Here is an 18,707-nt window from a genome sequence, read left to right on the forward strand (position 1 = left end):
CCCATCGTCACGATGCCGTGACCAGCACGGATCGTTGATCGACAAGACTTTGAAACCGCCCTGCTTGCCTGGCGTCTTGAGAAGCGCAGCATGTAGTTGACAAATGACTCCATTCCGTGAGATAGAATAGAGTGGTCGATATCATGCAAATCAAGAAAGAAGGCTTGTGGCAGGCCAGGCTGATTACACTCATAATAATCGCGCTCAGGAGGGCTTGATTCTTTCCTCTGGGCAAAATCCCCCTGGCCAAATCGTAAGAGGTTCACTGTCCCCTAAAAGACCCGCTACGGAATCTGTTGGAATGGCTGACGCTTTTCCATACTATGCAGGTTTCTCATTTGAGTGGGCATGTAGCAAGATCCGCGAAGTCGAATGTCGGGATGAATTCACCATTCTGGATCCATGGAATGGGAGCGGGACTACCACCCTAGCGGCGAACTTTAACGGTCATAAGTCTATCGGAACAGATCGCAACCCTATCGCTAATTTGGTGGCGTATCTTCGTTGCCTGACACCACTAAGCACGAACCCGATCGAGGTCGCGCCGGCTTCATCGATGCACGCCGATCGAACCAATGACCCGCTGGGAAATTGGTTTAGCGTTGAGACGGTTGCGAGAATTCGTGACTGGACGGATAGTTTCTCTGAAAGTTCTCCTGGGAGCCGCGCCCTGGGCATGGTGGCCCTTTTTAGGGCAGTGAGAGTGCTTACAAAGAAGTTTGGGGGAAGTAACCCGACTTGGGTTAAGCGAGCCAAGGGTGACTCAGACTTGGTCTGCATTTCGCCAAGCGAAGTCGATCGGCTTGTGGTCACAGAGCAGAAATTCCTGCAACGAAAGTTGCTTGGCTCGACGCGAACAAACTCAGAAGTTGCTCTACTTACAGCGGACGCCAATCGGCTTCCAATTGCCGACGCATCCGTTGACTTCGTATTGACGTCGCCTCCCTACCTAACTCGCATCGATTACGCGGTTGCCTATTCGAGGGAACTGGCAGTTCTAGGGACCAATGTATTCGAGGACCGATCAATCCGCTCATCTCTGATGGGTACGACATTGATTCGCAAAGAAGAGGCCGATTCTGAGCGTTTCGGCACTGTTGGGAAGAGACTGCTGGAAGATGTTAAGTCTCATCGAAGCAAAGCATCTACTGGCTACTACCTAAAACAAACACAACAATACCTAAGGGACCTGAGTCAAGGGCTTAGCGAAATCACGAGGGTCGCCAAGGTTGGCACCGTTATGCATCTAGTGATTCAGGATTCCTATTATAAGGATATTCCAGTTCCGTTGGCGGATATCTGCATCGATGAAGCAGAGCTTCGAGGGTGGGTACTTGAAGACAGGGAAGAATTTCCCGTGCGAAGGCTACTTACCTCGCTGAATACGTCGGCACGCACTTATGCCAAAGGTGATGTGGCGGAGAGTGTCGTCACGCTAAGGAGGAAAAAGTAGTGACGAGGGAAGAAACGTTCGCCACACCCGATGAGCTTATTCAGGCCGTCGATAAGAAGATTTCGGCAGTTCGTACACAGAGCCTAGACTTCTCCTTTAACGAACTAGCCGACATGCATGCCGACGGAGAGCTGATCATCGACCCAGATTTCCAGAGGATGTTCCGCTGGTCTGAAGGTGGACAAGCTCGCTTCATCGAATCCCTACTTCTCGAGCTCCCTATCCCCCCAATTTTTCTGATCGAGAGGGAGGACAGAATTTATGAGCTAATCGATGGCTTGCAGCGGATTTCTTCCTTCCTTCATTTCAGGGGCCAGTTGGAGATCGATGGTGAGCTTCTCGACCCCCTGGTTCTTTCAGACTGCGATATCGTCGAAGAGCTCAATGGTAAGACGTATTCGGATCTGCCGCGAGCCCTCGAAATCAAGCTAAAGAGGAGTTACATCAGGGCCGAAATCCTCAGAAAGGAAAGCGACCCGCGACTCCGCTACTACATGTTCAAGAGATTGAATACTGGCGGGGAGAGGCTTGCCGAGCAAGAGGTCAGAAATGCAACGATCCGACTCCTGGCAAATGATTTCAATCACTTCATTGTTGATTTGAGCAAAGACGCCAATTTTGCGTACTCGGTGGATGCTATCACTGAGAATGCGAAGAAGCGCAAATTTGACCAAGAGCTAGTGCTCAGGTTCTTCGCGTTCAAAAATGTGCGACACCTGTACAAGCATGATATTGCCGATTTCCTCACGGACTACTTGGAAGACGTATCCGACCCTGTCATCGATACGCATTTCGATTACGAAAGTGAAAAGCGAGTCTTCGAGAAGACGTTCTTGGTGATTAAGAAGATCGCAGAGTCCCTGGATTATGGGTCGAAGATCTTCGGCACTATGACCGTAGGAGGTCAACCGAAAGCCCAGTTCTCGGTTTACCACTATGAAGGAATCGTCCTCGGACTCCAGTCAGTTGTTGACGCAGTTGATCCAGAGAACTCTGAAAGTATCAGCGCGCTAGCCGAAGTAGTTCGTGTCGGCAAGGCTGATAGGGAATTCCTCAAGGCGACTGGCGGCGGAAAAAACGAGCGCAACGCCCTGCGCGCTCGCATCGAGTATTTCTCGAAGCGTTTTGAGAGGTCTCTCGATTGAATATTGCAGAGCTTAAAGCCGAGCTGGAAGAAGACCTTGTTTGGCGACTAGATGAGCTTCGTCATCTAAAGAACAGACTGTTAGGGGATGAGCCTCGCGATCAGTGGTCTGCGGCGTCAATGCGCACAATCCTGGTAATGCAGTATGCGCATCTTGAAGGATTTACCCGAAACGCCTTCGCGGTGTACGTAGACGCAATTAATGGCGAGTCGCTGATGGTCAGGGACCTACAGCCTCAGCTTATGGCGGCCGCCTTGACGGAAGAATTTGAAGCTGTTCGCAAAAATGTTAGTTCGGATGCAGATAAGGACGAGGATGGCAGGCTAACCCGACGGGCTAAGAATCAGGTTGCTTTTGTTGAAAAAATGCATTCCATAGCGGATTCTCCTGTGACTCTCCTTTCTGAGGTAGTCGCATCAATGGAGATGAACCTAGGGCGTGACGTTCTGAGGCGCTGCCTGTATATGCTTGCCATTCCAACTAGCCAGGTCTCTAATCCGCAATATAGTTCTATCGAGTTTGTCAAAAATGCACGGAATGATATTGCGCACGGTAGTCGACGCGAACGAATCTCATCTGGAATGTTTGACGCACACCGACAAAAATGCGAACAATTCATGAAAGATCTGATTCGCCTGATCACGCTGGCTGCTTCCAGCGGATGGTTCCGAAAAGGCGCTATCGAGGTCGATTGATCGCTGTGCAACCAGTTGCCAGTTCGCCCAGGGCGGCGGAGCGGGTTTGGCCGGTAGCCTGCCCGGTTTGGGGTCGTGCATGATCAGGGGGTCGTACGCTGGGTGGCAACTCGGGCAGGCTTTGGGCCTGACCGCCCCAGCCACGGCGGTCCCCCCTCGCTGGCTTCAGGCAGCTGATTGCTGTAAGCGCGGCGCCGGCCCCCGGTCGGGCTGGAGCGGGGCGGAGACAGGAGCGCAGGCCCGGCCGGGGGCCGGGCCGCGCGCGGTGAGCGGAGCGAGCCGCCTTGAAGACGTAGAGAAAGTTGTTACTCACTCTGGTCGCTGTCGCTGCTGCTGGCCCGGTTGCGGTTGTGGGCTACGCGTTGGCGGTGGCGTTCGATCTCGTAGGCGACGGTCTCTGCTGCCTGGACGACGAGGTGGAGGCGGTTGAGGACGTCTTTGCGGGCTTTGTCGATGAGGTCGCGGTGTGTGGGTGCCATGGGGTCGCTGGTGCCTGCGGGTGCCCAGTTGTTGAGGCTGCTGTGGCGGTGGACGACTTCTTGGCAGGCGCGGATGACGCTGTTCATGGCGGTCGTGATTTCGTACCGGTACAGGATCTCGTTCTCGTCGGCCGGTTCGGTGGGCTGGGTCATGGTCGGTGTCCTTGGGGGTGTGCGGGGCCGGCGGTGAGGAGGTAGCGGGTGGTGTCGTCGAACGCGGTGAACGTGTAGCTGCCGCCCCGGGTGAGGACGGCCAACGCGTGCTCGTGCTCTGCGTGGTCGTGGAGCCAGTGCCGGGCGGGCCCGGCCTCCCACGGGTCGAGCTGGTCAGCGATGTGTGCCGCGCGATGGCGTAACCAGCGCAGGGCAAAACGAGGTGTGGTGGCCTGCCGTGCTCCGAGGGGGATGGTGCGGTGTTCCGCGGGGAGGTAGGCCAAGGCTTCGGCCCAGCAACTCGGCGCGGCTCGCAGCGGTGGCGCGGTCAGCATGCGGTGGCCTTGTTGTTCACCCGCTGTGGCTGGTGCTCGGGGAGGTGGGCGGTGACGGTGTGGCCGTGAGCGTGGCGGGTGACGGCCAGCTCGGTGGTGAGCATCGCGACGATGGCCAGTCCGCGGCCGTGGGTGTCGTCGGGCGCCGGCTGGGTGAGGTGGGGGCCGCTGGTGCTGGTGCCTCGGTCGGTGACGGTGAGGGTGACGCCGTGGTCGGTGCGGTGGATGGTGACGCGGAAGTCGGGGCTTGTGGTGTGGGTGACGGCGTTGGCGCCCAGCTCGGTGACGATCAACGCGGCGTCGTCGGCGCGGGGGCAGTCGGTGAGGATGTCGCGGGTCCAGCGGCGGGCGCGGGTCACCTCTTCGGGGATTCCTGGGCAGAGGAGTTCCCAGACCCGGACCCTGCTCGTATACTCATCCATACAAGCTCTCCCGTGCTGGTGGCCGCAATGGACAGTGGGTTGGTGCTAGACGAGTTTCACGCCGTCGTGCGCGCGGATGGCCGGCGGCGACACCGCGTCCAGGGCGTCGAGTACCCGGATCGCGTACGCCTCGTTCGCCAGCTCACCGACCTGGTCGCGGGTGACCCAGCGCAGGGCCTTGGTCTCGTCGCCGGTGGTGGGCTGGCCGTCGATGGCCTGGCAGCGGAAGACGAGGGAGACGATCAGGCCCGTCATGTTCTTGTAGGCGCCGGTCAGGGTCGCCGGAAGGGCGATCTTGATTCCGGTCTCCTCCAGGACTTCGCGCTGGAGGGCGTCGGGAAGAGTCTCGCCAGGCTCGACCACACCACCGGGCGGCTCCCAGTGCCCATTGTCGCGTCGCTTGATCAGCAGGGCGCGACCGTGGTCGTCCACGATCACCCCGGCGACGCTCACGGAGTGCGGGCGCTCGGCTGTCGTCACGTCTGGGCTTCCTTGATCCGTTCGGCTGGCTAGGCTCTCCACCGTAGCAACCACACATAGCCTCTCGTCTAGATATCTAAAGGAGTACCCATGGCCGCTCTCCCCTCGGGCACGCTCGGCTCGCTGGACCCGACCAGTGACCGGGCCGTGTTCCGGCAGATCGCCGACCAACTGCGAGAGGCCATCGACAAGGGGCGCTTCGCCGAAGGGGCCAAGCTGCCCTCGGAATCGGAGTTGGTCGAGCACTTCGGCGTCTCCCGCATGACCGTGCGCAATGCGCTGTCGATGCTCCAGAGTGAGGGCCTGGTCTCCTCCGAACACGGCAAGGGTGTCTTTGTCCGGCCGCGTCCGCCTGTGCGGCGTCTGGCTTCGGACCGGTTCGCGCGGCGTCACCGCGAGCAGGGCAAGTCGGCCTTCACTGTGGAGGCGGAAGCCGCCGGCAGTCGCCCCGAGGTCGACAACCTGGAGGTCAAGGAAGAGCGACCGACCCCGGACATCTCCGCCCGGCTCGGCGCCCCGCGGCGCGTACTGGCCCGTCGCCGCCGCTACCTGCTGGACGGCCGCCCGGTCGAGTTCGCCACCTCCTACCTCCCGCTGGACCTGGCCCGGGACACCCCGATCGCCCAGCCCAACCCGGGCCCCGGCGGCATCTACGCCCGACTGGAAGAACTGGGCCACAAGCTCGACCACTTCGACGAGGAGATCCGGGCGCGCATGCCCTCGCCGCTGGAGATCAAGACGCTCCGCCTGGCCTCCGGCGTGCCCGTCATCCACCTCATCCGCACCGCGTTCGACACCAAGGGTCGCGCGGTCGAGGTCTGCGACACGGTGATGGCCGCTGACGCCTACGTCCTGAACTACCACCTCCCCGCCACCTGACAGGCCAGGGTAGGCGGGATGCTGACGGATCGTCGGGGGGCGTGCTGCTTCGCTCAACTCGTACACACCGACAGGCATACTCGTATAGACGAGTGGGCAAGACGTATGGCACAGTGGTTCGCGTTCCATTCGACCTCGCTTCTCCGCTGTAACTTGTCTAGACGACTAGATGCAGTGGGGGTGCTTATGCCTGAGGAGACACATCCCGTGCGTTCCATCCGAGTTGAGACGTCCACCGCAACGATCCTGCTGACCGAAGCCCCCGAGCCGAAGGTGCGCGACCGGCAGACCGGCGAGATCGCCAAGGACGCCGTGAGCGGTGAGGCGCTGATGAAGGTCGGCGTCGTCTTCATCGACGAAGGAGAGTCCTCGCTGATCCACGTCACCGTCCCGGAAAGCGGCGTCACTGACGGCTTGGCGCTCGGGGCGCCGGTCTCGCTGCCGGGCCTGGTCGCCCGGCCGTGGGAGTCGGTGTTCAACGGGCAGCAGCGTCACGGCATCGCGTTCCGGGCTGCCGCCGTCACCGCCGGTGCCGTCCCCGCCATGGTCGACGCGGGAGCCTGACGTGTCCGACCTGCTGACACTGCTGGAACTGGGTGGCCCCCTCGTCGCACTCGGCGGCGGGGCCGCCTGGGCCCGCGCCCGACACCCGGCCCTGTACTGGAACACCCTCGGCCTGCCGTTGTCGGTGCTCCGGCTGCTGACCTCCTACGGCTCGGTCATGGACTCCTGCGGCCTCACCGTCACCCCCTCCCGCCTCCGCGTCCTGGCCACCTACGCCACCACCCGCCGCGAGATACGCCCCGTTCCACCCCGCCGGGGACTGATCCGGCCGACCACCACCGGCCTGCGGTTACGGCTTCGGCTCGCCCCGGGGCAGGAACCGGCCGACGTCGCCGCCTCCGCCGAGCGACTGCGCCACGCCTGGGGCGTCCACGCCGTGCACGTCACGCCGGTCAAGCCGGGCGTGGTGGAACTGCGCCTGGTCGGCTACGACGTACTGGCCCGGGTCCGGATGCCCAAGCCGACCGCGCCCGACTCCCTGCGCGTGCCGGTCGCGCTCCGGGAAGACGCGCTGCCCTTCGTCCGCGACTACCTGACGATCCCGCACCAACTCACCCTCGGCGCAACCCTGTCGGGCAAGTCCATGTACCTGCGCAACCTCATAACCGGCCTCGCTCGGCAGCCGGTCGCGCTGGTCGGTATCGACTGCAAGCGCGGCGTCGAACTCGCCCCCTTCGCACCACGCCTGTCCGCCCTGGCCACCGACCCCGACGAGGCAGCCGAGCTGCTGCCTGTGCTCGTCACCGAGATGGAGAACCGCTACGACCTGATCAAGCAGCGGCAGGGCATCGCGCCCAGCACCCCGGACGAAGACATCACCTCCGACATATGGGGGCTCCCGGAGAGCCAACGCCCGGTTCCGATCGTGCTGTTCGTCGACGAGGTGGCGGAACTGTTCCTCACCGCCACCAGGAAGGACGAGGAACGACGGGACGAGATGGTCACCCAACTGATCCGCCTCGCCCAGCTCGGCCGGGCCGCCGGCATCTACCTGGAGGTCTGCGGCCAGCGCTTCGGCGCGGAACTCGGCAAAGGCGCCACCATGCTGCGCGCCCAGCTCTCCGGCCGGGTCTGCCACCGGGTCAACGACGAAGCCTCGGCCAAGATGGCACTCGGCGACATCGCCCCGGAAGCCGTCGACGCCGCCTGCTCCCTCGCCCCCGAACGCCCCGGCCTCGCCGTCGCCGGTGACACCTCCGGCGGCTGGACCCGCATCCGCACCCCCTACCTCTCCCTTACTGACGCCGCCGCCATCTGCCAGGGCACCGCCAACCTGGTGCCCCACGTCCCCGCGCTGGCCCCCTTCCGGCCCGACGTACCCGCGCACCCGGCCCGACCGGCCGTGCCCCTGACCAAGCCGCGCCCCGTCACCGGCTGACCTCCATCCCCAGCAGTCCCGGCGCCACGCGCCGAGTCCCTACCCCCGCCATGCCACAAACCGAAAGGAGGTCCCGCGATGCGCCGCCACCTCGCCCGGATCGACGCCGTGCTGATCCAAGCGGTGATCGCCGGTGCCCTGTCCTTCGCCCACCTGCACGACCTGGCCGAAGCCGCCGGACAACACGGCTGGAAAGCCTGGGCCTACCCCGTCTCCGTTGACCTGCTGCTCGTCGCTGCCTGGCGGCGCCTGCGCTCCGGCCACGCCACCGCCTCGGGCTGGTGCTGGTTCCTCACCGCACTGATCGCCTCGCTCGGCGCCAACATCGCCACCGCCGGACTGCTCGACCTCGACGATGTGCCCGCCTGGCTCCGCATCCTCGTCGCCGGCTGGCCCGCCATCGCCTTCCTCGGCGGAACCCTGCTCGCCCACACCCCGCCCCCCGACAAGACACCGGCCCCCGACCAAGCACCGCAGATATCCAACCACGCGGCTGCCGCACCGCCGCCGACCACACCGGAGACAGCCACACCTCCCGCGCTCGAAGCGACCCCCGCGACCGCGAGCGCACCCGTGCCCTCTGCGCTGGTCGAGCACGCCCGGAAGGTCGCCACCGCACACCGCGACCGGACCGGCCAGCCCATCGACACCGACACCCTGCGCGCCCGACTCGGCGTGCCACCGGAACTCGCCCGGCAGATCGCCACCCACCTCACCTGACACCCCAAGGAGGCACACCGCATGTCCGCGAACCGCCGCTTCCGCCGCGTGACCCGCATCGGGCCCGTCCAGGTCGGTACCGCCTACGACCACCGGGGCCGCGAGAAGCACACCGCCGCCTGCACCGCACCCCGCTGCGGCTTCTCCGCCGACTACGACTCACGCGCCGCCGCCGAACTCGCCGCCCGAACCCACCGCTGCCCCGTCCGCTGACAGGAGATCCCGACCGTGACCGTCTCCCTGCCGCTCGTCCTCGTCCTGGGCGTCATCGCCTGGGCCGCGATCAAGTTCCTCGGCGTCCGCCTGTGGGTCGTCGCCGTCATCGCCCTCTTCGGCTTCTACCTCAACCAGACCTTCCTGGCCCCCGCCATCGACTCCGGCACCCGCACCGGCGTCGACATCGTCAACGGCACCGACCCTGACTGAAAGGACACCCCGCCATGCTGCTCCGCCCCCAGCTCCCGCCCACCACGATGACCACACACCACCCCACCGCGGTTACGGGTTCAAGCCCCGTCACTCACCCGGCCGCGCGGCCCTGCGCCTGCCAGCACCCGCAACCGGCCGCCCGGCGCGCACTCCCCACCCCCAGCACTCAGGCAGTCGCCGCCGTGCTTCTGGGCGGCGTCGTCCTCACCGCGCTGCTCGCCGCCGTCGCCGTCACGGCGATCTCCGTGGCCGTCGCCGCCGTCGTCCTGCGCTCGCTGCTCACCTCCCAGCGGCACCACAGCTGAGCGGCCCACCGGGGCGGCCTCGATACCGCCAAGCATCCACCGCCCCGGCAGGCCCAACCCCTCACCCGACAACCAAGCCGGACAAGGAGAAGCACCATCATCACCCGCGACCTGGCACCTCCACGCACCGAACTGCGCCGACTCGCCGCCCACGGACAACTGCCCGGCCTCCTGCGGCAGCTCTCCACCCTCGGCGGCTGCTCACGGCCCATCCGCCTCGCCGGACACCGCACGGAACACGCACTCGACACCACCACCGGCGAGATCGGCCCCGTCCTGCACCACCTCGAATCCACCGCCCTCCCCGCCGGGCAACTCCTCGTGCGCTGCAACAACCGCCGCGCCACCCGCTGTGCCACCTGCGCCGAGACCTACCGCCGCGACACCTACCACCTGATCACCGCCGGCCTGCGCGGCGGCAAGGGCACCCCCGAACACGTCGCCGCACACCCCCGCGTCTTCGCCACCTTCACCGCACCCGGCTTCGGCCCCGTCCACAACCGGCCCACCGGCCGCCCGGCCTGCCGCTGCGGCACCACCCACCACGACGACGACCCCGCCCTCGGCACACCCCTCAACCCCGACACCTACGACTACGAAGCCGCAGTCCTCTGGAACGCGCACGCCGGAGCGCTGTGGCGGCGCTTCTCCATCTACCTGCGCCGGGAGGTCGCCAAGCGCGCCGGACTCAGCCAACGCACCCTCCGCCACCACGCCCGCGTCTCCTTCGCCAAAGTCGCCGAATACCAGCGGCGGGGCGCCGTCCACTTCCACGCCGTCATCCGCCTCGACGGCCCCGACGGCGGCACCACACCACCCCCAGCCTGGGCCACCGCCGAACTGCTGACGGACGCCATCCGAGCCGCCGCACACTCCGCCCGCGTCACCGGCCCGATCCTCAACGGCCGCGAGCACACCTTCACCTTCGGCACCCAACTCGACATCCGCGTCATCCGCTCCGCCGACTTCACCGGCGGCGCCGAACTCACCGACCGCGCCGTGGCCGGCTACATCGCCAAGTACGCCACCAAGGGCGCCGAGACCGCCACCGGGGCCCTGGACCACCGCATCCGCTTACTCGCCGAGATCGCCCACACCGACCTGACCGACCACGCACGCCGCATGATCCGCACCTGCTGGGAACTGGGCGCCCGCCGCGACCTCGAACACCTCCGCCTGCGCGCCTGGGCCCACATGCTCGGCTTCCGCGGCCACTTCTCCACCAAGACCCGCCGCTACTCCACCACCCTCGGCACCCTCCGCCAGGCACGCGCCGAATGGCGCCGCCTCCAAGCCGCCATCGCCCGAGGCGACGACGCCCACGCCCCCGCACCCGCCACTCTCGTCCTCGCCCACTGGGTCTACGCCGGAACCGGACTCACCAAGGGCGAACGTTGGCTCACCGACGTACTGCACACCGACCGCGCGGAAGGAGACACAGCACATGACTGATGAGCTGCTGACCGTTCCAGAAGTCATGGTCCGTCTGCGACTCGGGCGGTCGACGGTCTACGACCTGATCCGCTCCGGCCGCTTGACCTCCATCACCATCGGGCGTGCCCGCCGCATCCCGGCTTCGGCGCTCCGCGAGTTCATCACCCATCAGATTGCGGAGGCGGCTTGATGGCCCAGCAGCGCAAGCGCAATCCCAACGGCGCGGGCACCATCACCAAACGCAAGGACAGCCGCTACCAGGCCGCCGTCTACGTGCTCCAGCCCGATGGCAGCCGGGCACGCAAGTTCGCCTACGGCAAGACCTGGCAGGAGTGCGACACCAAGCGCCGGGAGCTGCTGGCGAAGGTGGATCAAGGCGTGCCCGTGCCCACCCGCTCGGCCAAGCTCTCCGAGTGGCTGCCGTACTGGCTGGACAACGTGATCAAGCCCCGGCGGAAGCTGAGCACGTACGACAAGTACGAAGCGCACGTCCGGCTCTACCTGGTGCCGATCCTCGGTGCGAAGCGACTCGAATCCCTCGGCGTCGCGGACGTGCGCCGCTTCCTCGTCCGGCTGGAGAAGTCGGCCACGGCGGCGACCGCCAAGGAATCGCACCGAGTCCTGCGGTCCGCTCTCTCCTCGGCGTGCCGCGAGGAGCTGATCACTCGTAACGTCGCCAAACTCGTCGAACCGCCCCGCTCGGACAGCCGAGAGACGAAGCCCTGGAGCCTGGATGAGACCTTGGACTTCCTCTCGGCAGCCCGCAGAGATCCGCTCTACGCCGCGTTCATGCTCGCCATCGCGATGGGGCTTCGTCGGGGTGAGATCATCGGCCTCCGCTGGTCCGACCTGGACCTTGAAAACCGCGTCCTGTATGTCCGCCAGCAGACGCAACGCCGTCGAGGTGTCCTGTACGACGACGATCCCAAGAGCCGCCGCAATCGGGCAGTGCCGCTGCCTGTGCTGTGCGTCGCGCCCTTGCGCTGGCACCGGATGCGGCAGGCTGCGGCTCGCGCGAGAGCAGGGGAGCAGTGGCAGGAGTCGGGCTACGTCTTCACCACCCGCACCGGCCGCCAGGTTGAGCCGCGGAACGTCTACCGGTCCTTCACCCGCGTCGCCGAGTCCGCCGGCCTCCGCGTGATCCGGCTGCACGACGCCCGGCACGGCACCGCCACCCTCCTGACGGCGGCTGGGGTCGCACCCCGCGTCGTGATGGAGATTCTTGGGCACTCGCAGATCAGCATCACCATGGACGTGTACACGCACGTCGTGCAGGACACACAGCGAGAGGCCATGAGCCACATCGACCGGCTGCTGAGGAAGAGGCGCCCTGGTCGTCAGTGACCGCCCTCGTTGATGTCAGATGTGGATGTCAAAGGCCCCGGACCATGATCGGTCCGGGGCCTTTGCGCTGGTGCCCCCGGCAGGATTCGAACCTGCGACACCCGCTTTAGGAGAGCGGTGCTCTATCCCCTGAGCTACGGAGGCGGGGCCTGCCGAAAACCGGCGAAGAAGTGTTGCCGATCGCAGTGCAAGCCTGGTGGTCGGGGTCGCAGCACGATGCCTGGCATGGATTTTGGCAGGTGCAGCGCCGCTGACCACGGACAGCGTAGCTGATGGGAGTGGGCTGGTCGCCACTCATCCTTGGGCGAGCGGTGCTCCCCGTCCGGACGTGCGCGCCGAACGACGGTCTCTCGTGTGAGCGTGATGCAGCGACGTACGGCGCGAGGCAGGCGCGGTGCGCCGACGCCCTCTGCCACGCGCGGCAGGCCGCGCGGGTGGCGTCAGTCTGGTCTGCGGTCTGCGGTCTGCGGTCTGCGGTCTGCGGTCTGCGGTCAGCGGTGAGCGCCCGGGTCCTCGGCTCTGACCCGTACCCGGCCCTCGGGGCTCTCGACGGCGATGCGGTGGGACGCGTCACCGTGGCTGGGGAAGTCGACGCGGTATGTCTGCGGGTCCTGGGCCCTGCCGTCGATCCGGTAGCGGGTGCCGCCCTTCGGCAGCGTCACGGCGATGTCCCCGATGCCGGTGTGGGCCGACAGTCGGCGTGGTGGCTTGCTGAAGGTGAGGGAGTGGTCGGCGTTGTGACTGCGTACCCTGACGTCGGCGGAGCGCGAGCCGATCACGTCGACGCGTCCGGTCCGGGTGCGAAGTCGCAGGTCGCCGGATCCCTCGCTCAGCTTGATCCTGCCGGACTCCGTGCGGACGGTCAGTCGGTGGGGCAGGCTTTCGGCGGTCACGTCGGCACCTTGGGTGCGCACGGTCAAGGTGACGCCCGCGGGCACGTGGACGGTGTACTCGCTGCTGCAGTTGAGGACCATGCCAGTGCACCTGGCCGTGAGCCGAAGCGTGTCGCCGGCCAGCTTCCAGGCGGCGTTGCCCTTTTCGGCGGCCTGGCCGGTGAGCTTGCGGGACACGGCCAGGCCCGGTCCGTCCCCTGCCACGAGGCGGACGTTGCTGCCGGAGTCCACGATCAGGCGCTCGCCGGAGAAGTCGAACCTGCGGCTGTCACTGCGCGGTTCGGCGTCGAGGTCGCCTACCGCGCCGCAACTGCTGAGACTGAGCACGGCAGCAAGCGTCGTCACACCTGCGCTCCAACGGGTGAGTGAGTGCATACCGACAAGCGTGGACGGATCGGATTCGCGCCGCTATCCGCCGTTCGGCAGATATCCGGGCCGCGCTGTGAGGGCATCGGCATGTCGGGGCGTCACCGTGCCCCGGGGGATCCTTGCCGCTGAGGCCGCCTGAGTGGCAGGACGGCGGCCAGTTGCCAGCCGGCAGGGGTGCGGGGTTCGGCTGTGAGTGTGCCTCCCCGGGCCTCGACGCGTCGGCCGAGGTCTGCGAGGCCGGTGCCACCGCCTTCGCGATCGACGGGCGCCACGCCGGGGACCTGCCCGGTGCCGTTGTCGGTGACGGTGATCCGCAGCGCGGGGAGCAGCACGTCCGGCGTTTCACTCGAAGGGCTACCGAAGTCCGCGCATCGCACGTCGACGACCACTTCGGACGCCGATGCGGCATGCCGGCGGACGTTGGTGACGCCCTCCAGCACCACCCGGTATCCGAGACCGCTGACGGCCGATGGCAGGCCGTCGAGGGCACGGGCGGTGAGCTGGAGGCGTGCGGAGATCGTCCCTGTGGCGTTGAACCGGTCGATGAGCCCTGGGACGTCTGCCAGGCCGAGAGGCGGCTTGGCACTGTTCCTCTGCCCCTCGTCCGCGGTCTCCGCGACGCGCTCGCTGTCCAGGTCGCTGAACATCCGGATGGTCCGGTCCATGGACTCCAGCGCGTGCAGGCCGGCGATCTCGATCCGTGGCAGCAGTGCGAGGGCCCGCTCGGGTGAGTCCTTGGCGAGTGCCTGGGCGGCTTGCGCGAGCACCATCACCCCGGTGACGTCGTGCGCCGCGAAGTCGTGCAGGTCCCGGGCGGCACGGAGACGCTGCGCGCGGCGCTCGGCCGCGACGGCGATCCGGCGGCGGCTGTCCAGGGAACGCAGGTAGCACGCGGCTCCGACCGCGACGGCCGCAGCCGCACCCCACAGCACGCAGAGCCCGACCGTCTCCTGCTTCCCCGCGGGTGGCTCGATGGTCAGCGCGATCCGCAGGGGCAGCAGCGCGATCGTCGCGGACAGCGCCACGGCGATGATGCCCGCTCCGACCGGCTTTGAGTGGCGGACGGCGGGGATGGCGAGCACGAGAAGTGCCAGCGACTCCACCAGGATCCACTGGGCCGCGACGTTGCTGGCAGGTCCCTGATAGCAGTAGGTGACCAGGAGGGAGACGACGCACGCGACCGGAACCGACACCAGGATGCGGGTCGACCTGTGCCCCGGCCCCCAGAGGGCGAGCGACACAGCGGCGAGCAGGGCCACGGCGGTGGAGGTCCGGATGAGAGGGGCCACCGTGGGGTGGCCCGGCAAGGCGACGGTCAGGGTCGCGACTGCGAGCAGTGCGGCTCCGGCCGGGCGGACCGACGCGCGAACGGGCCAGCTGCGTAAGCTGAGTTGCTTCCCCACACGGCCGGATGATACTGCGTGCGAGGATCACCGCATGGTGACGAGAGTCCTGATAGCGGACGACCAGAGAAGCGTGCGGGAGGGGTTCCGCCACGTTCTTGACCTCCAGCCGGACATGGAGGTCGCGGGGGAGGCGGGCGACGGCGAGGAGGCCCTCGCGCTGGCACGTACGGTGCGCCCGGACGTCCTGCTCGCGGACATCCGGATGCCACGTATGGACGGCCTCGAGCTCACCCGCAGTCTGGCCGGCGAACTGCCCGGCGTCCGGGTCGTGGTGGTCACGACCTTCGACCTGGACGAGTACGTGCACTCGGCGCTGCGCGCCGGTGCCTGCGGCTTCCTGCTGAAGAGGTCGGGCGCGTCCCTGCTGGTCGAGGCGGTACGCGCCGCAGTTGAGGGCGACTCGCTGATCAGCCCGCAGATCACGACGCGGCTGCTGCGTACCCTGCGGGCGCCGCGGCGGACGACGAGCGCCGGCGTGCGGCTCACACCACGCGAGGTGGAGGTCGCGCGTCTTGTCGCTGACGGCCTGAGCAATCTGGAGATCGCGGCCGAACTGTTCATCTCGCCAGGGACCGTGAAGACGCATCTGGCGCATCTGGCGCAGAAGTTGAAGGTGCGGAACCGGGTGGGGATCGCCGCCTGGGTGTGGGAGACAGGAACGAGCCACGGGGACGGGGAGCCGCCGGAGGGCTAGCGTTCCGGTGCAGGTGCCCTGGCGGGGAAGGGGCGGCAGGGCGAGGACGGGCCAGTGTCGTCGACCTACCGGGGCGGGCGGTGCCGTGGCTGCGACCACCGTCCGCCCCGGAGCTTCAGGGCTGCGGCACGGGTTCGGGCTGCTCGTGCTCGTGGTCGCAGGTGTCGTCGATGCCGTAGGTGTCCCAGGCGGGGAACGGGTCCTCGTCCGCTGGGAGGCCGGGGCCGGGGGCGGGGCCCGTGCCGCCGCAGGCGCCCGTGTCGGCGTCGGTGGTGAGGCAGGCGGTGAGGGCGGCGTGCAGGGCATCGGGGCGCAGGTCGGTGCCGATGAAGACGAGTTCCTGGCCCTGCTCGTCGGTCTCCCGGCCCTGTTCGTCGGCGCTGCCCGGGTCGCGGGCGCCGGAGGGCTCGAAGCGGGCGACGGCTCCGGCCTGGGACCACAGCCCGGTCACCCCGGGGCGGCTGGACAGCCAGAAGAAGCCCTTGGAGCGCAGCACGTGCCCGAAGGCGCCGCTGTCGAGCTGTTCGGTGACGAACTGCCACAGGCGGCCGGGGTGGAAGGGGCGGTCGGATCGGAAGACGGTGCTGGAGATGCCGTACTCCTCCGTCTCCGGGGTGTGATCGCCGTTGAGTTCCATGACCCAGCCCGGGGCCTGCTGGGCGCGTTCGAGGTCGAACAGGCTCGTGCCGAGCACGTCGCTCGCCCGGACCGCGCCACGGGTGGCGGGAACGATGCGGGCGGCGGGGTTGAGGCGGGTGAGGGCGGCCTTGAGGCGGTCGGCGCTCGCCGCGTCGACCAGGTCGAGCTTGTTGAGCACGATGACGTCGGCGAACTCGATCTGGTCCATGAGCAGGTCGCTGACGGTGCGTTCGTCGTCCTCGTACTGGTCGAGGCCGCGTTCGGCGAGGCCGTCGCCGCCGGCGAGTTCGGGGAGGAAGTTCGCGGCGTCCACGACGGTGACCATGGTGTCGAGGCGGGCCAGGTCGCCGAGGGTGGCGCCGTCGTCCCGGGGGAAGGCGAACGTGGCGGCGACGGGCATGGGCTCGGAGATGCCGCTGGACTCGATGAGCAGGTAGTCGAAGCGTCCCTCGCGGGCGAGCCGGTCGACCTCCTCCAGCAGGTCGTCGCGCAGGGTGCAGCAGATGCACCCGTTGGTCATCTCGACGAGGCGTTCCTCGGTCCGCGACAGGGCAGCCTGACCGCCGCGGACGAGGGCGGCGTCGATGTTGACCTCACTCATGTCGTTGACGATCACCGCGACCCGCAGTCCCTCGCGGTTCTGCAGGACGTGGTTGAGGAGAGTGGTCTTGCCCGCGCCGAGGAATCCGGAGAGCACGGTCACGGGCAGGCGGTCGGCTGCCATGTGCTCAGCCCTCCGGGTGCAGCAGGCCGCGCTCGTAGGCCTTCACCAGCCGCTGCGGCACCTGGTGGACCGTGCCGTCGATGGTGACGGGCACGAGCTGCGTGGTGGTGGCCTTCCACTGGGCCCGCCGGTGGCGGGTGTTGCTGCGGGACATCTTGCGCTTGGGCACGGCCATGGCTGTCCTCCGAAGGACGTGACGAACGGGACGGATCAAACGAACGCAGCCAGACGCTACCTGAAAATGGATTCCATTACGAAACGGGGGTGCCTGATCGGAGAGCCGGAGAGCCGGAGAGCCGGAGAGCCGGGGAGCTGGTGAGCCGGAGACCGGCGACCGGGTGGGGGTCGCTCAGGGGGTGATGTGGAGGCGGAGGGTCAGTCCGGTCTCGGTGGCCCGGATCTCGACGAGGTCGCACAGGTGGTGGATCATCCACAGCCCGCGGCCCCCGTCGGCCGAGGTGATCGACGGGCGGCGGCGGCCTGCCAGGGGGTTGCGGAGGTGCCCGTTGTCGCTGACCTCGGCTATGGCGGTGCCGGTCTGGGTCGTCCACAGGCGCAGGGTGCCACTGCCGCCGCCGTGGGCGATGGAGTTGGCGGTGGCTTCGCTGATGGCGAGCACGAGGTCGTTGCGGCGGGCCCGGTCGAGCCTGGTGCCCGTCGACCACTGCTCGACGTGCTCCCGGACCAGGCCGAGCTGCCCCTGGGCGTAGGACAGGGAGCTGGCGTCGGCGGGTTCGGGCAGCGGCTCGTCGCAGTCCGCGCAGACGATCGCCGGGTCGGTGTACGCCGGGCTGGGCAGGTCGCGGCCGTCCACGATGAGGGTGGGGTGGGTGCGCCGGGCGTCGCGGACGACGGCCTCGGGGAGGCCGATGACGTCGTAGGGGCACAGGATGGTCGCCGCTCGGCCGGCGAAGGCCGTGTTGATCAGGGCTTCGTGCCGGGTGGCTTCGAGGATCTCGGTGTGCGTGCGCGCCGGCCAGATCGGCTCGCCCACGATGCGGGCCGGCCGTCCCTCGTGCTGGTCCGCGAAGCCCTGCAGGGCGGAGAGGATCCGGCCGGGGTTGACGCCCAGCTGCGTCATGTCCGCGAAGTCGACGCCGCCGGCGGTGTCGCCGAGGCTGTCGCGCAGCGCGGCCAGATGGTCGCCGGGGACGGCGACGAACACCGGCTCCTCCGCTTCCAGGGCGCCGCGCACGAAGCCCCCCACCCCCGCCACGTAGGCATCCAGGGTGCGGTAGAAGAGCGCGGGGTGGACAAAGGCGGCGGTGTCGCCGGTCGGCACCGCGAGCTCGGTTGCCGTGCTGCCGTCGCCCACTCGGTGCCCTCCTCCACGATCAAGGCGGTGGCCGCCAGCTTCGGCGGCGACCGCGACGTTCACTCCTGCCGGTCCGTGCGCTCCTCGGCGGCGGCTCCGTCGGCCGCCTCGTCCCGTCTCCGACCGCTGTCGCAGGCGCGCCGCAGGTCTGCCTCGGTTTCCGAAGCGCCGGACCGTCGGCGGTGCCGGCGTCCGTGGCCCTGGTGCCCGGCTGCCGGCACGCGGTGATGCCTCCGCCGACTAGAGAGGCTACAAGCCATGTGTGCGCCGTGGCTGCCTGGGCAAACCGCTCTCGTCCTTTTTGCGACGGATCACACAATAATGATGCCGTCCCGCCGCGGGCGTGCCTCCTGTCGCCCGGCCCGCCCGGCCCGCCCGGCCCGCCCGGCCCGCCCGGCCCGGCCGCCCGTCCGGCACCGTCCTCCCGCGCGGGCAGGGGCGGCAAGCCCTCC

24 protein-coding genes and 1 tRNA gene are annotated in these 18,707 nt (G+C 67.2%); 14 read left to right on the plus strand and 11 right to left on the minus strand.

The window, feature by feature from the left end:
• Positions 1-266 (minus strand): hypothetical protein (locus QNO07_RS26905; RefSeq protein WP_283995137.1); only part of this gene is annotated, 266 nt, incomplete at its 3' end.
• Positions 267-301: 35 nt separating this feature from the next.
• Between QNO07_RS26905 and QNO07_RS26910 the strand changes: the two genes are divergently transcribed.
• From QNO07_RS26910 to QNO07_RS26920, 3 genes are read left to right on the plus strand one after another with little or no spacing between them, the layout of a single operon-like run.
• Positions 302-1,453, plus strand: coding sequence for a TRM11 family methyltransferase (locus QNO07_RS26910; protein ID WP_283995138.1), 1,152 nt, complete (start codon positions 302-304; stop codon positions 1,451-1,453).
• Entirely contained in the window at positions 1,453-2,598 is a 1,146-nt protein-coding gene (locus tag QNO07_RS26915; protein WP_283995139.1) for a GmrSD restriction endonuclease domain-containing protein, read from the plus strand. The genes QNO07_RS26910 and QNO07_RS26915 overlap by 1 nt, the downstream gene beginning before the upstream one ends.
• Positions 2,595-3,293, plus strand: coding sequence for an MAE_28990/MAE_18760 family HEPN-like nuclease (locus tag QNO07_RS26920; protein WP_283995140.1), 699 nt, complete (start codon positions 2,595-2,597; stop codon positions 3,291-3,293). The genes QNO07_RS26915 and QNO07_RS26920 overlap by 4 nt, the downstream gene beginning before the upstream one ends.
• A 305-nt stretch (positions 3,294-3,598) precedes the next feature.
• Here the strand turns inward: QNO07_RS26920 and QNO07_RS26925 are convergent, their stop codons facing one another.
• Genes QNO07_RS26925 through QNO07_RS26940 form a run of 4 tightly spaced genes read right to left on the minus strand, consistent with a single transcriptional unit; the run spans position 3,599 to position 5,135 of the window.
• Positions 3,599-3,925, minus strand: a complete 327-nt coding sequence (locus QNO07_RS26925) for a hypothetical protein (RefSeq protein ID WP_283995141.1) — start codon at positions 3,923-3,925, stop codon at positions 3,599-3,601.
• Positions 3,922-4,260, minus strand: a complete 339-nt coding sequence (locus QNO07_RS26930; RefSeq protein WP_283995143.1) for a hypothetical protein — start codon at positions 4,258-4,260, stop codon at positions 3,922-3,924. Before QNO07_RS26930 ends, QNO07_RS26925 begins: the two co-directional genes overlap by 4 nt.
• A complete protein-coding gene (locus tag QNO07_RS26935) occupies positions 4,254-4,682 on the minus strand; it encodes an ATP-binding protein (protein WP_283995144.1) in 429 nt (142 codons plus the stop codon). Before QNO07_RS26935 ends, QNO07_RS26930 begins: the two co-directional genes overlap by 7 nt.
• Before the next feature lie 45 nt (positions 4,683-4,727).
• Positions 4,728-5,135 (minus strand): NUDIX hydrolase, encoded by a 408-nt coding sequence (locus QNO07_RS26940; protein WP_283995159.1) that lies wholly within the window; start codon positions 5,133-5,135, stop codon positions 4,728-4,730.
• 117 nt (positions 5,136-5,252) lie between these two features.
• Here QNO07_RS26940 and QNO07_RS26945 point away from each other — a divergent pair, with 117 nt between their 5' ends.
• The 10 genes from QNO07_RS26945 to QNO07_RS26990 all read left to right on the plus strand — a co-directional run bounded on the left by QNO07_RS26945 (position 5,253) and on the right by QNO07_RS26990 (position 12,215).
• On the plus strand, positions 5,253-6,041 hold the full coding sequence (locus QNO07_RS26945) for a GntR family transcriptional regulator (RefSeq protein WP_028427199.1): 789 nt from the start codon (positions 5,253-5,255) through the stop codon (positions 6,039-6,041).
• A gap of 207 nt (positions 6,042-6,248) precedes the next feature.
• Positions 6,249-6,605: an SCO3933 family regulatory protein gene (locus tag QNO07_RS26950; RefSeq protein ID WP_283995146.1), complete on the plus strand. Its 357-nt coding sequence runs from the start codon at positions 6,249-6,251 to the stop codon at positions 6,603-6,605.
• A 1-nt stretch (position 6,606) separates the two neighbouring features.
• Positions 6,607-7,983, plus strand: coding sequence for an FtsK/SpoIIIE domain-containing protein (locus QNO07_RS26955; RefSeq protein ID WP_283995147.1), 1,377 nt, complete (start codon positions 6,607-6,609; stop codon positions 7,981-7,983).
• 78 nt (positions 7,984-8,061) lie between these two features.
• Positions 8,062-8,703, plus strand: coding sequence for a DUF2637 domain-containing protein (locus QNO07_RS26960; RefSeq protein ID WP_283995148.1), 642 nt, complete (start codon positions 8,062-8,064; stop codon positions 8,701-8,703).
• A 21-nt stretch (positions 8,704-8,724) separates the two neighbouring features.
• Positions 8,725-8,916, plus strand: coding sequence for a mobile element transfer protein (locus tag QNO07_RS26965; protein ID WP_182858429.1), 192 nt, complete (start codon positions 8,725-8,727; stop codon positions 8,914-8,916).
• 15 nt (positions 8,917-8,931) lie between these two features.
• Entirely contained in the window at positions 8,932-9,129 is a 198-nt protein-coding gene (locus QNO07_RS26970) for a hypothetical protein (RefSeq protein WP_182858428.1), read from the plus strand.
• Positions 9,130-9,176: 47 nt separating this feature from the next.
• Positions 9,177-9,437, plus strand: coding sequence for a SpdD protein (locus QNO07_RS26975; RefSeq protein ID WP_502961953.1), 261 nt, complete (start codon positions 9,177-9,179; stop codon positions 9,435-9,437).
• A gap of 111 nt (positions 9,438-9,548) precedes the next feature.
• Positions 9,549-10,889, plus strand: coding sequence for a replication initiator (locus QNO07_RS26980; protein ID WP_283995160.1), 1,341 nt, complete (start codon positions 9,549-9,551; stop codon positions 10,887-10,889).
• Positions 10,882-11,061, plus strand: a complete 180-nt coding sequence (locus QNO07_RS26985; RefSeq protein WP_283995150.1) for a helix-turn-helix domain-containing protein — start codon at positions 10,882-10,884, stop codon at positions 11,059-11,061. Before QNO07_RS26980 ends, QNO07_RS26985 begins: the two co-directional genes overlap by 8 nt.
• Entirely contained in the window at positions 11,061-12,215 is a 1,155-nt protein-coding gene (locus tag QNO07_RS26990; RefSeq protein WP_283995151.1) for a tyrosine-type recombinase/integrase, read from the plus strand. Before QNO07_RS26985 ends, QNO07_RS26990 begins: the two co-directional genes overlap by 1 nt.
• A 68-nt stretch (positions 12,216-12,283) precedes the next feature.
• Here the strand turns inward: QNO07_RS26990 and QNO07_RS26995 are convergent.
• From QNO07_RS26995 to QNO07_RS27005, 3 genes are all read right to left on the minus strand, one after another.
• Positions 12,284-12,359, minus strand: a tRNA-Arg gene (locus QNO07_RS26995).
• Between the two features lie 347 nt (positions 12,360-12,706).
• Entirely contained in the window at positions 12,707-13,453 is a 747-nt protein-coding gene (locus QNO07_RS27000) for a DUF4097 family beta strand repeat-containing protein (RefSeq protein ID WP_283995152.1), read from the minus strand.
• A gap of 122 nt (positions 13,454-13,575) precedes the next feature.
• Positions 13,576-14,880 carry a sensor histidine kinase gene (locus tag QNO07_RS27005; RefSeq protein ID WP_283995153.1) on the minus strand — a complete coding sequence of 435 codons (1,305 nt, stop codon included), beginning with the start codon at positions 14,878-14,880 and terminating at the stop codon, positions 13,576-13,578.
• Between the two features lie 34 nt (positions 14,881-14,914).
• Between QNO07_RS27005 and QNO07_RS27010 the strand changes: the two genes are divergently transcribed.
• Positions 14,915-15,577 carry a response regulator gene (locus QNO07_RS27010; RefSeq protein WP_283995154.1) on the plus strand — a complete coding sequence of 221 codons (663 nt, stop codon included), beginning with the start codon at positions 14,915-14,917 and terminating at the stop codon, positions 15,575-15,577.
• Between the two features lie 115 nt (positions 15,578-15,692).
• On the opposite strand, the gene QNO07_RS27015 is transcribed toward QNO07_RS27010, so the two are convergent.
• The 3 genes from QNO07_RS27015 to QNO07_RS27025 all read right to left on the minus strand — a co-directional run bounded on the left by QNO07_RS27015 (position 15,693) and on the right by QNO07_RS27025 (position 18,255).
• Positions 15,693-16,940, minus strand: a complete 1,248-nt coding sequence (locus tag QNO07_RS27015; protein WP_283995155.1) for a GTP-binding protein — start codon at positions 16,938-16,940, stop codon at positions 15,693-15,695.
• 4 nt (positions 16,941-16,944) lie between these two features.
• Positions 16,945-17,115: a 50S ribosomal protein L32 gene (gene rpmF, locus QNO07_RS27020; protein ID WP_283995156.1), complete on the minus strand. Its 171-nt coding sequence runs from the start codon at positions 17,113-17,115 to the stop codon at positions 16,945-16,947.
• 174 nt (positions 17,116-17,289) lie between these two features.
• Positions 17,290-18,255 (minus strand): anti-sigma factor RsbA family regulatory protein, encoded by a 966-nt coding sequence (locus QNO07_RS27025; protein ID WP_283995158.1) that lies wholly within the window; start codon positions 18,253-18,255, stop codon positions 17,290-17,292.
• Positions 18,256-18,707: the final 452 nt, after the last annotated feature.

This window comes from Streptomyces sp. 549 (assembly GCF_030124175.1).
Taxonomy (GTDB): domain Bacteria; phylum Actinomycetota; class Actinomycetes; order Streptomycetales; family Streptomycetaceae; genus Streptomyces.